At 58.6% G+C, this 15,396-nt stretch carries 11 protein-coding genes and 1 pseudogene; 3 read left to right on the plus strand and 9 right to left on the minus strand.

Annotated features, from left to right (window positions below; genetic code table 11):
• Position 1 precedes the first annotated feature (1 nt).
• The 9 genes from ptrA to rppH all read right to left on the minus strand — a co-directional run bounded on the left by ptrA (position 2) and on the right by rppH (position 12,811).
• Entirely contained in the window at positions 2-2,878 is a 2,877-nt protein-coding gene (ptrA, locus tag SGP1_RS18140) for a pitrilysin (protein WP_243466300.1), read from the minus strand.
• A 173-nt stretch (positions 2,879-3,051) separates the two neighbouring features.
• Positions 3,052-6,450, minus strand: a complete 3,399-nt coding sequence (gene recC / locus SGP1_RS18145; RefSeq protein WP_011411705.1) for an exodeoxyribonuclease V subunit gamma — start codon at positions 6,448-6,450, stop codon at positions 3,052-3,054.
• Between the two features lie 86 nt (positions 6,451-6,536).
• Positions 6,537-6,668 carry a hypothetical protein gene (locus tag SGP1_RS36755; RefSeq protein WP_424141181.1) on the minus strand — a complete coding sequence of 44 codons (132 nt, stop codon included), beginning with the start codon at positions 6,666-6,668 and terminating at the stop codon, positions 6,537-6,539.
• A 77-nt stretch (positions 6,669-6,745) separates the two neighbouring features.
• Positions 6,746-7,201 carry a DUF2509 family protein gene (locus tag SGP1_RS30185; RefSeq protein ID WP_148203573.1) on the minus strand — a complete coding sequence of 152 codons (456 nt, stop codon included), beginning with the start codon at positions 7,199-7,201 and terminating at the stop codon, positions 6,746-6,748.
• Positions 7,202-7,470: 269 nt separating this feature from the next.
• Positions 7,471-7,980, minus strand: a complete 510-nt coding sequence (locus tag SGP1_RS24845) for a prepilin-type N-terminal cleavage/methylation domain-containing protein (RefSeq protein WP_148203574.1) — start codon at positions 7,978-7,980, stop codon at positions 7,471-7,473.
• A gap of 194 nt (positions 7,981-8,174) precedes the next feature.
• Positions 8,175-8,969 (minus strand): thymidylate synthase, encoded by a 795-nt coding sequence (thyA, locus tag SGP1_RS18155; protein WP_011411707.1) that lies wholly within the window; start codon positions 8,967-8,969, stop codon positions 8,175-8,177.
• Positions 8,970-8,975: 6 nt separating this feature from the next.
• Positions 8,976-9,848, minus strand: coding sequence for a prolipoprotein diacylglyceryl transferase (gene lgt, locus SGP1_RS18160; protein WP_011411708.1), 873 nt, complete (start codon positions 9,846-9,848; stop codon positions 8,976-8,978).
• A gap of 176 nt (positions 9,849-10,024) precedes the next feature.
• Complete coding sequence (gene ptsP / locus SGP1_RS18165) at positions 10,025-12,271, minus strand: phosphoenolpyruvate--protein phosphotransferase (RefSeq protein WP_011411709.1); 2,247 nt, start codon at positions 12,269-12,271, stop codon at positions 10,025-10,027.
• A gap of 12 nt (positions 12,272-12,283) precedes the next feature.
• Entirely contained in the window at positions 12,284-12,811 is a 528-nt protein-coding gene (gene rppH, locus SGP1_RS18170) for an RNA pyrophosphohydrolase (RefSeq protein ID WP_011411710.1), read from the minus strand.
• A 687-nt stretch (positions 12,812-13,498) separates the two neighbouring features.
• Between rppH and mutH the strand changes: the two genes are divergently transcribed.
• The 3 genes and pseudogenes from mutH (at position 13,499) to SGP1_RS18185 (ending at position 15,296) form a co-directional block, all read left to right on the plus strand.
• Positions 13,499-14,194, plus strand: a complete 696-nt coding sequence (gene mutH / locus SGP1_RS18175) for a DNA mismatch repair endonuclease MutH (RefSeq protein WP_011411711.1) — start codon at positions 13,499-13,501, stop codon at positions 14,192-14,194.
• Between the two features lie 68 nt (positions 14,195-14,262).
• Positions 14,263-14,986: pseudogene (locus SGP1_RS18180) on the plus strand (TerC family protein).
• Between the two features lie 91 nt (positions 14,987-15,077).
• Complete coding sequence (locus SGP1_RS18185) at positions 15,078-15,296, plus strand: YgdI/YgdR family lipoprotein (protein ID WP_041867178.1); 219 nt, start codon at positions 15,078-15,080, stop codon at positions 15,294-15,296.
• Positions 15,297-15,396 lie beyond the last annotated feature (100 nt).

Consider the following 15,396-nt stretch of genomic DNA (forward strand, 5'->3'; position numbering starts at 1 on the left):
GTCAAGGCTCTCGGCGGTCTTCAACGCTTTCGTTTTCCTTAGGTTGCACCGGCAGCGCCTGCTGCAGCACTGAGGCATCGGGGAACGGGTTCCAGCCGACGGGGTGAGCATAATCGGCTGGATCGTTGCCCGAGCCGACGCCGGAAATTTCGGACAGCAAAACCAGCCCCTGCTGCTTGATAACCGCCTGTTGGTAATATTCGCTCAGCTGCGATTGCGTCAGCGTCCGCAAACGGGCAATAAGGCGATCGCGCGTGTCAAAGCGCATATTATCGCGATCCAGATCGCCGGTATAGAGATCGACCTCTTCGCCCAGCGTCTGGGGTTTTTGCTGCAGCTGGACTATGACGCCCTGCTTGTACTGCTCGAAATCCGCCAGGTCCAGGGCGTCCAGTCGCTTGCCGGTCTGCGCGAAGAATGCCTGATAGCGCTGGTAAAGATACGCCGGCTGATAGCGGCCACTTTGCAGCACAAATCCGACGCCGGCCCGATCGCCGACAAAGATAGGCAGCATAAAGACGGCATAGCCCAATTGCTCTTGTGTACGCAATTGCTTGTAAAACCAGGATTCGGCAATTTGCGATAGCAGATAACTACACGCCATTCCTTCGATGCGATCATAGCCCAGGGGAACATAGACCGCCGCCAGAGCGGAATCGGTGCTGTCAAGCCGCTTCTGGATAATCGCCCAAAGCGGTGTGGCGACGGTGGCCTTGTCGGCACGCCGCCAGTCCGTGCCGGTCAGCCCCAGGCGTGTTTTCAACCCGCGTGAGAACGTTTCAGCTTGCTCGGAGGTCAGATTGCCGATCACCAGCACGTCGAGGGCGGTGGGTTTTATAAGCGTGGCGCGATAGTCCATCACCTCCTGCAGCGTGATGCCGTCGATTAGCGCCCGCCGCGCATCCCGCTCTATATAAGGAATATTGGACAGAACCTTGGCCGGGATAATCGCCTGAGAGTAGGCTTTACCTTTATCCGTACCGTCCAGCTGCTGACGGAACCAGGTCTTGGCCTGCTGCAGCTGCTGCGCGGTCGGCGATATCGCCAGATAGCGGTCCAGCAGCGCATTCACCAGCGGCACCAGTCGCTGGGTATAGCCGCTTGCCTTGATAGTCAGACCATCGTTGGCGTAGGAGGAAAAGCTGATACCGCCCACAAAGGCCTGATTGCTCAACTCCGCCAGTTCGAGATTGGAAAGATAGTCGTTTAGTGAATAGAGCACCTGGTTGCGCGCGCTGCTCATGGCAGCAGCATTGCGAAAGTTCAGCGTGATATCCGCGCGCGGCTCGTAGGCGAACGCGCGGCTTGGCATATAGTGCAGCCGAAGCCCAGGCTCATCGATCAGGGTTTCGGGGTGTTCTGGATGATGCGTAGGGTGGATCAGGCTGAAATCGTTGGCGATATAAGGATTAAGCGCCGGTAGCGCAAGCACAATCGAGCGCTGTAAACGCTGCCAAAGGGCGATCTGCGTTGGCGTCAGTTTACTGACCTGATAAGGGGCATCGACAAAGTAAGCGGTTTTGTCGTGCGGTGCGTCCGGGCTGATGAACCAGACGCGGGCGTGCTGCAGCGTCATGGAGTCAAGGCGCGCCCTAATGGCGGCGGGATCGTAGCGGTCTGCCAGATAAGAGGCATCCAGTACATGTTGCACCGGCACCCGCAGCATCGAATCCACCAGCCATTCGATATAGTCCATGTTGCGGGTCATCACCGGGAAACGGAAATCCTGATCCAATACATGGGCAATCTCGTCAAAATAGTGGCGCTGGATCCCCTGATGCCGCAGTAGTGACAAATAAGCGAAGATAGCCGCCACCACCCGGTCTCGCTGCGCATACCCTTTGTCGGAAAGGGAGGCGGCGATGGCGAAAACACCGCCGTTGCGATTGACCATCGGATCGGCGCCGGCGTCGATGGCGTCCGCCAGCCCTTCCTTCTGCAGCCAGTCCGCCAGCGTGCCAGGGCTGCGGTTACCAATGAGGTAGCTGATGTAGGTGTCCGTTTTGCTGCGAAACGCGGCGCTATTGTTGGCGATGGGGAACTCGATGCGCAGCATCTTACGCGGTTGCACCGGTTGGTAGTGAATCACAATACCGGTTTGCGCGGCGGTGACCGCCGGCACGGTTATCGGGGGCACCGACGCGTGATGATTAGCGATACGGCCAAAGGTGGCGGCTGCCACCTTTGCCATTTCAGGCAGCGGCTGATTGCTGTAGATGACCGCGACCATCAGGTTGGCGGAGTAATAGCGTTGGTAAAAGTGTTTCATCGCGTCGTGCAGTTGGCTGTCGGGCTTATCGCTCAAGGTCTCGAGATTGCCGCCCGAGAAGCGCGAGCCCGGGTGGGCCGGATTCATGGTTTCAGAGCGGATTTGCGCCATGCGCAGGCCGTCGCTGGCGCGCGCCATTCTGAGCTCGGCGTCCACCGCATGACGCTCTTTATCGGCATAAACCGGATCCAGCCGTGGCGCAGCGATGGCGTCCGCCAAGCGGTCGATGGCCGGCTGCAGCGCGTCATTCTCCACCTCCAGGTAAAAGGCGGTCCGGTAGGAGGCCGTGCTGGCGTTATGATCGCCGCCGTGCTTTTTCAGGAATTCAGACAGATTTTCCGGCTCCGGATAATGGCGCGACCCCATCAGGACCATGTGCTCCAGATAATGGGCCAGCCCAAGCTGATTGTGCGGATTCTCCAGCGACCCCACCGGCACGGCCACCGCCGCAAGCGATTTGACCGCCTCCTTATCACTCACCAGCAGTACCGTCATACCGTTATCCAGCAGAATGGCCTGATACTGCCTGGGATCCTGACTGCTTTTGTGGATGACTTTCCTCACCGGCTGCCATCCGCTTTGCGCCCATCCCGGCGCGGTTGCGCTCATAAACACCAGAGCGAAACACAACAACCCGTTAACCAGTCTCAACATTCCTCTCTCCGATACCTGCTTTCCGGGCCCGTTCCTGGCTACACTTTTTTCTAGGGTAACACTCGCGTGTACAATCAAACGTTACGGCGCGTAAATCCGTTGCCGGCGGCGGCCGCTGCAAGCCTGCCTCAGGCTTTCTTTTCGCGTTTCGCAGGCTCAGTCTGCGCCAGATTAAACATAAAGAGTGGCAGCAAATACCGTTCGGCGGCCGAGATAATCGCCTCAATATGTTGTTGATCCAGCTGGCGCATTAACCGTTGCATATAAGGATCCTCACCTTCGCTGGGGACGTTCCCCTGCCAGGCCTGGATAAGCTTATCACGCGCCTGCTGCTGCCGACTCTCGTCCCGATCGATGCGCTGCGTCGCCCGGTCGTAGCAGTGGCTCAGCCATGCTCCCCCTGAGCGCGGCAACAGCAGAAGCGGCGCCGTCATACCCTGATAGTAGCCGGAAACCAGCGAAAGTAAAAACGCTTTTGCCTGAGCGGCGGGCAGCGGCGCAAAATGCCACTCGCCGCGCATGCCAAACATCCGGCTCTCACCTTCGCCGCCCATAGCGCAGTACGCCAGATGCTCCAGCCACAGCAACAGGCCGTCCCGGGCCGATAACGCGCCGGGACGCCAACGCAGCAGACCGTTCTTCTGCACGTGGGGCAGCCAGCCGGAAAGCGTCACGTCCTCCAGCGTCAGATCGACCTCAAGACTGTGCGTTTCCGGCAATCGCCACGTCCGCACCTGCTCAGCGAGCGCCGCCATATCCTGACATTGTTTGGCCCAGTACAGCTCACCGAAGGCGCCATAGGGCAACAGACCGGCGGCGCGCACCTGGCTAAACAGCCGGTCGGTGCTTTCCCCGTCGATAAGCGCGTTCACCAATCTGTCATTAAGCTGATAGCGGGTCAGACCGTCAATGACAAACGGTTCGTCCGCCGCCAGCTCAAGCGACGTCTGGTGGAAAGACACAGCCAGTCGCTGCACAAACCAGGCGCGAACCGGGTGGCGATAAAAGCGCAGCAGCTCATCCAGCGCCAGCGCCTCGCAGGGCGGCGCCGTCAGGGGAGCGACAAAATCCGGCTGTGGCTCGCCGCCGGCGCTGGCGGCCGGCAGCCACTCGTCGGCAAAGCTTTGGTTTTCGCTATCGGGCAGAAAATTTTCCGGTGCGAAAGGCATGCGGCTATGCCACTGCCAGAGATGTACGCGCACCCGGTCAGCGCTGCTTTCGGCATCGGCGCAGTCGTCGCCGGGCAGGTAAAAACTTTGGTCGATATAATCGCTCAGCTCGCTCACCAGTACCGACGGATAGCGCAAAGTATTGTCTTGGATGGCGCGGCCGATAAAACTGATATAGAGCCGCTGCTGCGCGGACATCAACGCCTCCAGGAACAGGTAACGGTCATCATCACGCCGGCTGCGATCGCCGCGTCGGGGCTGCTGCGCCATCAGGTCAAATCCCGCCGGGGGCAGCGTGCGCGGGTAAACGCCGTCATTCATGCCCAGCAGGCACACCACCCGGAACGGAATAGAGCGCATTGGCATCAGCGTACAGAAGTTGATGGTCCCGGCCAGGAAACGCTGGCTAACCCGCTCCTGATCCAGGCGCGCGGCCAGTTCATCTTGTAAAAGCGTCACCGGCACCGGTTGGTCATATCCCACCTGCAAACCGCACTCCAGCAGCTGCTGCCACTGATTTTCCAGCAGCGCCAGCGCCGCTTCCGCCTCGGCGTCGGGCGTAAAGAAATCCTCACTCATTTCGCGGGCGCAGCTTAGCCAGGCGTACAGGGACCGGGGTTGGGTAAGCCGGTCACGCCACTGGCGCAGCCGCATCAGGAGTTCCGCCAACTGCCCGACCAGCCCGGCTATCAAACCGCTGGATTCGTCGTAGGGCAAAATGCCCTGCCAGTCGCCGCTGTCGCTGTCCATGGCGTAGCCCAGCAGCATGCGCGTAAGCCCAAACTGCCAGGTATGCTGACCGGTGGCGGGCAGCATCAGTGCACGCAGGGTGTCATCGTCCAATCCCCAGCGGATACCGGATTCCGCTACCCACTGACGCAACAGTTGAAGTCCCTGCTCGTTGATGGCAAAGCGGGCCGCCAGCGCCGGTACCTCCAGCAGTGCCAGAACCTGCTCGGCTGCAAACCGACTGCGCGGTAGCTCCAGCAGGCTGAGAAACGCCGGCAGAACTGGATGGAGATGCCGCGCCCGGCGGTCGGAAATGGCGAAAGGCAAATAGCGATCCCCGCCGGTATTACCGAACACCGCCTGGATTGCCGGCGTATAGCGGTCGATGTCGGCCACCATGACGATGATGTCGCGCGGCCGCAGCGTGGGATCCTCCGCAATCATCGCCAGCAGGCTATCGTGCAGCACTTCCACTTCCCGCTGAGGGCTATGACAGACATGCAGGCTCAGCGAACGATCGTCTGGCCGCAGCGGACGCTTGCCGCCGCCCTGCTCCGGTATCTCGGGACCCATGCCAATCACGGCGTGGTCCTCAAGCATCAGGATGTCACGCTGCAGCAGGCTCAGCAGGTTATCCTCCGCCGGCTCAACGAACGCATCTACCTCCGCAATACCGTCCATCTGCGCCAGCAGGTAGAGGTTATCGCGCCCTTGTTTGCCCCAGGAGGCGAGCAGAGGATTACCGGTTTGCTGTTCTCCCAGCTCGTTGAACAGCGCGTCAGCCTGCTCGGGGCGCCGGAACAGCGCCTGCTCGGTCTGCTGCTGATAGTGCCGGCGACGGCGGTGCAGCAACCGCGCGAGAAAAGCGCGATCTCGGATATCCCCCCAGTAATAGCGGCACGGATTCGTAAACAGCAGGTGAATATCGATATGACGGCCTAGCGCCTGCAGCGCCTGCAAATAGGTGGGCGGTAGAGCCGAGATACCACAGATAAATACCCTGTCGGGCAGTCCCGGCGGCCGCGTCTGACTTTCCGTCAGGGTCTGGATAAAACGCTGGTAAAGATTGGCTCGGTGCCACAGCGGCTCCCCTGCCCGTTCCGTTTCCGCCACCAGTGCCCGCCAAAGCGGGGCCTGCCACCGCTGCGCCTCGCCCATGCTGTCAATCAATTCGCCACGCTGCCAGCTCTCCAGCCAGTCGGGGCGGTATACCAGATATTGGTCGAACAGATCGGCTATTCGGGCTGCGAACTGGAAACCTTTACGCTTGTCCTCATCGTCGCGCAGATAGTCGCCTATCACTGCGAAATCAGGGTGTTGGCACAGGCGAGGCAGCAGTGCCATCAGCCGCCAGGTCATCGCCGGTTTTGCAAACGCGCTTTCATCAGGAATATCGGGCAAGACGCGGGTAAACATTTGCCAGATAAAGCTGGCGGGCAGCGGAAAATCGATATTAGCCACAATGCCGAACTGTGCCGCCAGTTCCATCTGCATCCACTGCGCCATACCGTTGCTTTGCACCAGAATGACTTCCGGCTGGAACGGGTCGCGCAGCGGCCGCCCTGCGATTAGCGCGGCGGCAAGTGTCTTGAGCAGATCCAGCTGATTGGAATGATAAACGGTAAACATAAACTCCTCGCCATGCGCGCCTCCCGCTCTAGGACATATTAACTGCCTGCGCCCACTGTATCGTGATTAGCCCGGAATACAAGTGATCACGTGCGCGTTGTGCCGACTGGACCCTGACAAACCCATCCGCTTAAGCTGATGCGCTCACCGGTATTCATGATGACCGTGGCGGTAGCGCGCCGGCAGCCTTGGGCACAGGGACGTTCAATCAGGATAATCCGCTAGCCGCTCGGCCGGGCTAGCGCGTCTGCGGTCGCCGATTGACGCATTAACTCCAGGCACTGATAGCTCAGGCTTAAGGCCAGCGTGACGTCCTGTAAGCGCCGCTGAAAAACCGCCAGCCGCTGCCGGTACTCCAGCAACCCCAGCGTGATGATGGCGAGCAACGCCATCGCCAACAGCGCCCCTCCGCCGGGGCATCCCCCGGCGCTGGCAGAGGATCCACAGCGGCAGAGGCACCCAGCGCCGGCCACAGAACGTCAGGGCGCGCTACCGTGGTGTTACCCGAGGCGGTATGCTCCACCATTGCCGGACACACCTCGGCCCGATGTAGCGTAACACGCTGATAATACCGCAGCGGCGGCGCCATTAACGTTCCGCCGCCTTCCCCACACAGCAGCCAGCCATATCCCCGCTTACTCGCCTGCAGACACACCCGCAGTGGCTCGGCAGGATGCTGACGGCATTCGCCGTGGCGAGCGGGCCAGCGCCAACGATTCCTGCAGCTGCCGCTGCCTCGTTCCCGCCTCATAAATTTCGCCGCGCCACGATCTGTGTCAACACGTAACCGATCTCCGGCCGCCGTCGGGCGGTGGCGGCCAGGTGGATGCGCAGCGCGCCTCCCGCCAGGGTGGTAAACCGCAATCACGTCACCAGCAACTCATCGCTGTTGAACACCTTTTCCCAACCATCCCCTGGCAATCACTCACATCACGCTGGGTTTCCAACGTCCCCCGGCGTAGGCGATAACCGAACGTTGCCGTGGTCAATCGCCCGGGCGCATCGCTGCGCGCATAATAGTCATAGCCGACCACAAGACAGGAGCCTGGAGACTCTCCCTGGCGCTTGTCGATCCACACCGCGTGCGCGGCGCCGGCGGTATGGCGTACCCCGCAGATTCAGCTCACCCGTTGTCGATACCGACAGATGGACGCCGGCATAATGCTCGATACAGCACGCCCCGTCCGCCGCCCCAGGAGCTAAACCGCACTGGGGATCGCCGCGCAACTGCCAGCGATAGACGGTTATCGCGGTCAATCGGCAGCGGCGGTTACCCCAGGCGGCATGCCATTGCTGGCATACGATGAAATCCAGCAGCTGGTGAGCGCTGCTCGCCAACTGCCGGGTAGACTGGTGTTGACGCCAGCCATAACTGCCCGCCAGGATCAGCAGAGCGGTTAACGTCAGCGCCAGCAGCAACTCCAACAGGGTGTAGCCGCGATCGCGGTCGGTATCAATCAGGAAAGAGTGCATGGTGGCAGTCTGGCGCGGCGCGCGGCGGCGCACCAGACGTAGGGGAGGATTATGCAATGTGCGATGCAGTCATTGGCAAGGAGGAACAAGACGTTTCAGCAACCGCGTGAGCACCGTCGCGTTTATGCAGGGCGGTCACACCTTCATGCCATCAGGATTAGGCGCGAACCGAGCACGATACAAACGATAGCACCCGGCAGGCGCCGGGCCGCGTAGACATTTCGCCGCCCGTGCGGCCCGGCGGCGGCAGCTTAAACAGCCACCGGCGCCTTGATTGCCGGATGGGGATCGTAACCCGTCAGCTCAAAATCCTCGAAACGGTAATCGAACAATGTCGCCGGACGGCGCTTAATCAGCAGCTGCGGCAGCGGCAGCGGATCGCGGGTTAGCTGCAGGTCCGCCTGCTGCAAATGGTTACTGTAGAGGTGGGTATCGCCGCCGGTCCAGACGAAATCACCGACCTGCAAATCGCACTGCTGCGCCAGCATATGCACCAGCAAGGCATAGCTGGCGATATTGAACGGCAGGCCGAGGAAAATATCGCACGAACGCTGATAGAGCTGACATGACAAGGTGCCGTTGGCAACATAAAACTGAAACAACGCATGGCACGGCGCCAGGGCCATTTTGTCCAGTTCGCCGACGTTCCAGGCGGAAACGATGATGCGCCGGGAATCCGGATCCTGCTTGAGCTGGCGCACCACTTCCGCCAGTTGATCTATCTGGCGGCCGTCGCTGGTGCCCCAGGCGCGCCACTGGCGCCCATACACCGGCCCCAAATCGCCGTTGTCATCCGCCCATTCATCCCAAATGGAAACGTTATTCTGCTGCAAATAAGCGATATTGGTATCGCCGTTAAGGAACCACAGCAACTCATGGATGATCGACCGCAAATGGCAGCGTTTGGTGGTCACCAGCAGGAATCCCTGACGCAAATCAAAGCGCATCTGATGGCCGAATATTGATAGGGTACCGGTACCGGTACGGTCCGCTTTCGGCGTGCCCTGCGCACGCACCCTACGCATCAAATCCAAATACTGTTTCATAATACCTCAAGACAGGTGTTGCTGGGGGTGACGGCGGTAGGCCCAGGCCATCATAATCACACCGGCCAGAATCATCGGCAGCGATAGAATCTGCCCCATGCTGATGACGCCGCTAAACAGGCCCAACTGGGCGTCCGGCTGGCGGAAAAACTCGACCAGAATGCGAAAAGCGCCGTAGCAAATCAGGAACAAACCGGAGACGCTGCCGATAGGCCGCGGCTTACGGATAAACAGATTGAGAATAATAAACAGCACCACGCCTTCGAGCAGCATCTCGTAGAGCTGGGACGGGTGACGGGGCAGCACGCCGTAGCGCTCAAACAGCGCTTGCCACTGCGGATTGGCCGGCAGCAGCGCTATATCCTCTTGTCGGGAGCAGGGGAACAGCATCGCCCAGGGCGTATCGGTGGTGACCCGTCCCCACAGCTCGCCGTTGATAAAATTACCTAAACGGCCTGCTCCCAAACCGAAGGGAACCATTGGCGCGACAAAATCGGCCACCTGGAAAAAATGACGGCGGGTGCGGTGGGCGAACCACAGCATCACCACTATCACCCCAATCAGGCCGCCGTGGAACGACATGCCGCCATCCCAGACTTTAAACAGATAAAGGGGGTTGTCGAGAAACAGCGGCAGGTTATAGAACAGGACATAACCGATACGGCCACCGAGAAATACCCCCAGAAAACCAGCATAAAGGAGGTTTTCGACTTCTTCCTTGGGCCAGCCACTGCCAGGGCGATTTGCACGCCGTACCGCCAGCCACATGGCAAACACGAAGCCCACTAGATACATCAGACCGTACCAGTGCAGGGAAACCGGGCCCAGGGAAAAGATCACCGGGTCAAATTGGGGAAAGGCCAGATAATGGGTCGTCATTCATCACCTCTACGTCGTCGTTTTTGTTATCCGGCCGCCGGATGCCGCGGCGACCGCTGTACATTTCGCGTAGGCGCTTACTCCGCGCTGCGTGAAGTCGCGTATCATAGCATAGCGGCGCGCCGTGGAGAGTCAGGGGATGTAAATAATCGCCGGCAGGTGTAACGATTCTCTGCTCAACGTCCGCCCCGAATCAGGCCGCCCAAGCCGCGTCGTTCCATGAACGCCGCCACCTGATGGTGGACTTCAATACTGTTTTGCGCGCCGATGACCCGTTCCGCCAGGCCCTGCGCCTCGCCCAGCGCCACATTGCGCAACAGATATTTGATGCGCGCCACACTGCGTCCGTTCATGCTCAGTGAACGATAGCCCATGCCCGCCAGCAGCAACGCCCCCATCGGATCGCCGGCCATTTCGCCGCACAGGCTGCAGGCGAACCCAAGACGCTGCGATTCGCTGATGATTTTCTGCAGCACCTGCAGCATGGCCGGATGCAAACTGTCGTACATCGCCGCCACCCGGGTATTATTGCGGTCCACCGCTAGCAAATACTGGGTCAGGTCGTTGGTGCCGACCGACAGAAAATCCACCCGGCTCACCAGCGCCGGCAGCATGAATACCATCGCCGGCACCTCCACCATAATACCGATACGCGGCTTCGGCAACGCATAACCCAGCACCTCCTCGACTTCGCGCCCGGCGCGATCGATAAGACGACGCGCTTCATCGATCTCATCGACGCTGGTTATCATGGGCAGCAGAATACTCAAATTTCCGGTGGCGGCATTGGCGCGCAACATAGCGCGCACCTGAATGAGGAAAATCTCCGGCTGATCGAGCGTAATGCGAATTCCACGCCAGCCCAGACAGGGATTTTCCTCGCTTATTGGCATGTAAGGCAGTTGTTTATCGGCGCCGACATCCAGGGTGCGCAGCGTCACCGATTTGCCAGGGAACAGCTGCAGCATGCCCTGGTACTGCGCCACCTGCTCCTCTTCCGAGGGAAAGCCGTTTTGCAACATGAAGGGGATTTCGGTGCGGTACAGGCCAATGCCATCCACCCGATTGTCAAGGCGCTGTTCATGTTCCGCGCTCAAACCGGCATTCAGCATCACCTGAATGCTTTCGCCGCTTTTCAGCGCCGCCGGCTGTTCCACATCATCTTCCGCCAGCCGGGTAAGCTCACGCTCTTCGCTCACCAGACGCTGATACTCCTGCACCAGCACTGGCTCCGGATCCACCAGCAGCTCACCGCGATAGCCATCGACGATAAGCAAGCGCTGATTGAGTAACAGCGGCTGGATATCGACGCCCATCACCGTCGGGATCCCCATCGCCCGCACCAGGATCGCGGCGTGGGAATTGGCGGCTCCATCGCGCACCACCACCCCCACCAGCTTATCTTGCGGCACCTCGGCCAGAAGCGAGGCGCTCAGCTCGTCGGCCACCAGCACGAAACGTGATGGCCACTGAATCACATTGCGGGCGCTGTCATCAAGATGGAACAGCAGTCGCTGGCCAAGGGAACGCAAGTCGCCGGCGCGCTCGCGCAAGTAACTGTCGCTCAGCAGCGCGAATTTTTCAGCGAAACGTTCAATCACCAGCTTCACCGCCCACTCGGCCACCGCGCCGCCGTCAATTTCCGCGAACAAATCGCGCTTAAGACGCGCGTCATTGAGCAAATGGCTGTACAGGTCGAACACCGCCGCGCTGTCTTTCTGTGCGCTGGCGGTGAAACGCTTGCTGAGGCGGCAAAACTCGGCGACGGATTCGTTCAGCGCCAGCGTCAGCCGCTCGCGCTCGTGGCCGCTGTCGAGAGAAGAGGCCTGATAAACCTGATCAAGGGAGGGCTGGCTGCTGTCCACCCAACCTTGGGCGATGGCCACTCCCGGCGCGGCCGCCAGGGCGCGGATACGGGTTTGACGGTATTGGCTGAACAGCGCGTTGAGCTGCGATTGAGGCAGAATGCCGGCCATCTGCGTGGCCAGCGTGACCATGAACGACTCTTCACTTTCGTCGAACTGCCGATGCTCGCGCTGCTGCACCACCAGTACGCCGAGCAACTGGCGGCGATGAATAATCGGCACGCCGAGAAAAGAGCGGAAGCGCTCCTCTTTCACCGCTGGAATATATTTGAAACTGGGATGGGTATGTGCGTCTGCCAGGTTAATCGGCTCAGCCAGCCGCCCGACCAGTCCGACAATCCCCTGGTCAAAAGCCAGCGTAATCGTACGCCCGCGCGGTTTGAACAAACCGCGCGTCGCCATCAGGTAATAGCAGCGACGATCGTTATCGGCCAAATACACCGAACAGACTTCGGTATTCATCGCCTGACAGGTTTCATTGACCAGAATGTCAAGTGAGTCCGACAGACGCGGCGCGGCTGCGACCTTTTCAACGATTTCCCGCAAGCGCGTGAGCATAATCTGCGTGACTTAGCCTCTTTTCCGTCTGTGTGCCGACGCGGAGCGCTGCGCTGCAGTTTCCTGCAGCGGCATCACCACGCCGGAAAATTCCTTCATTACCCGACGGTAAACGTCCCGTTTAAAGGAAACAACCTGACGTACCGGGTACCAGAAGCTGACCCAGCGCCAGCCGTCAAATTCAGGGATCCCCCCGCGCTGCATATTGATATCCGCATCTGGACATAAAAGCTGTAGCAGAAACCATTTTTGCTTCTGACCAATACATACCGGCTTGGTGTCCCAACGCACGAGCCGCTTGGGAAGCTTATACCGCAGCCAGTTTCGCGTCGAAGCCAGAATGCGCACATCTTTGCGGCTCAGGCCGACTTCCTCGAACAGCTCGCGGTACATCGCCTGCTCTGCGGTCTCGCCAGCGTTGATACCGCCCTGAGGGAACTGCCAGGAATGCTGTCCGTATCGCCTGGCCCACAGCACCTGCCCGTCGAGATTACAGATTACAATACCAACATTTGGGCGGTAGCCATCATCATCGATCACCGGACTACCTCGATTACATAAAATGTAAGATGTTCCGATTGTTTCATACTCGCTGTGTACGGTAAACCACTGGTTTTCACTAATCACCGGTGAATAACACACTTGTGCCCCTTTGCAGCGCCGAGTTATAAACAGCTAACGGCCACCGGGCACCACTTTATGCACTTTTTCTGTGGATAGGTGTGTGTGTGCAATACTGGATTAGATGGGTAAAACTTTTCGCCCAGCGCCCGGTCAGGGGATAACAAAAAAAAAATAAAGAATAAGATCAACAGACTAAAATGTTTATTATCTTTACAGGCCGCGCGTCATCGTTGCGGTGAAACAGCGCATCACCAAGCATGGATAAAAAACAACCAGCGGCGATTTTATCCATAGAAAAACGGATCGGCGCCGCAAAACAATGAACAAATTGGCTAAAAATGGCGCCGTCAAGGCTGTAAATAGAAACAGTACTCGTCTTTCGACCGGGTTATCCCGCAAATCTGTGGATAACCTGGTGTAAGATCCTGTTCATTATTGCCCGTAGCGGGTGTACAACTGCTTGCTGACCTGTACCAGACCCGGTGGGATCCTTAAAAAAAGGTATAAAATCATGCTATTATTATTTTTTTACGGCTATCGCGCCTTAGGCGGGTGCCAACGCGCCGCGGGGCGCCTAATTTTTATTCAGTCCTGGACCTCGAGATGACTAGCCACATCCCTCTTTCCCTTCCGTACGGCCCCCCCGCCGATGAAAGGGAACTGCTGCACCGCGCCGATGCGCTGGCAGGTTACACCCTGGGCGAATTATCCGCCCAGGCCGGTCTGCCGATACCCGCCGATCTAAAGCGCGATAAGGGGTGGATTGGCGTACTGCTGGAGCGCTATCTCGGCGCCAGCGCCGGCAGTAAGCCCGAGCAGGATTTTGCCGCTATTGGCGTCGAGTTGAAGACCATTCCGGTAGACGCCGGTGGACGGCCGTTGGAGACCACCTTTGTCTGTGTGGCACCGCTGACCGGCAATAGCGGCGTGACCTGGGAAACCAGCCACGTGCGCTATAAATTGGCGCGGGTGCTCTGGATCCCGGTTGAAGGCCAACGGACGATCCCGCTGGCGCACCGCCGCATTGGCGCGCCGCTGTTGTGGAGTCCGGACCCGGAGGAGGAGCTGCAGCTGCGGCGCGACTGGGAAGAATTGATGGATCTCATCGTGTTAGGAAAAGTCGAACGGATCACCGCTCGCCACGGCGAGGTGCTGCAATTACGGCCCAAAGCCTCCAATAGTCGTGCACTGACCGCCGCCGTCGGTGAATTTGGCCAGCCGATTCTTACGCTGCCGCGTGGTTTTTACCTGAAAAAAAACTTCACCGCCCAACTACTGACGCGACATTTCCTGTTATAACCGCGTTTTCGCTTGCCAACCCACCGACAACACCGCGTATAATTATCATTTATGTTTCGTTTAGGTGAATATGTGTAATATTCAATTGTATTGTCGATCCAAACGCATGGCTGGCGTTAGAAACCTTAACCCTCCTGGAAATTGTCCTGGGTATTGATAATATAGTTTTCCTGTCCGTGGTCGTCGCCAAACTCCCCCTCACAACAAAGCAGCGCCCGTCGCCTCGGCCTTCTGGCCGCTATCGCCTGGGTCAGCCATCTGGTCAAACCGCTATTTTATCTCTCAGAGCATCCGGTCTCCGCCCGGGATTTGATTTTGTTTTTCGGCGGCATTTTTCTCATTTGGAAATCGTGCTGGGAAATAATGGAATCGTTTCATAGCGGTGCCGATGGCGAAGGGAGCGCGGTACAATCTTATTTCGGTGCCATAACCCAAATCATGATGCTGGACATTATTTTAAGCCTGGACTCGGTCATCACTGCGGTCGGCCTCTCCTCCCATTTGTTCATCATGATGGCGGCGGTCATTATCGCGGTGGCGATAATGCTCTTCGCTGCCCGGCCAATAGGCGAATTCGGCGACAGGCACTCATCTGTCAAGATGCTGGCGCTGGCGTTTCTGATTTTGGTCGGCGGCGCGCTGATCCTCGAAAGTGCGGCGATCAATGTGTCAAAAGGCTATATCTATTTCGCCATGTTTTTCTCGCTGGCGGTGGAAACACTGAACCTCTTGCGCAATAAAAAAGCGGCGGAGCGGATGCCTGACCCTCACACAACGCACAATAACAGGTAGCGCGGGAATTTTACCTTTCAGCGCTAGTGAAGCCGGTGTTTTTTGCTTATATTGTTAACAATCTAGGTAACTTAATGGATGGATAACGATAATGGAAACACTTTGTTTGCTGCTGCCGGCGATTTTCGGCGTTGTACTGCTTACCGGCTGCACCAGCGATTATGTCATGGCGACCAAAGATGGCCAGATGATATTGACCGACGGCAAACCCAAAATCGATAAAACCACCGGTCTCATCCGCTATACCGACGAACGCGGCAACGAAAGGCAAATCAACGGCAACGATGTTTCGCAGATCATCGAACGATGATCACCGCGTCCCGCAACGCGCCGCTGGCCTAATTTACCCCTTCTCCCCCTGCCTTGTCTTGGCTATAGTCAGTCAAGGCGGTCCGATCACGCCTGAACGT

The sequence above is a fragment of the Sodalis glossinidius str. 'morsitans' genome, from assembly GCF_000010085.1.
Lineage (GTDB): Bacteria > Pseudomonadota > Gammaproteobacteria > Enterobacterales > Enterobacteriaceae > Sodalis > Sodalis glossinidius.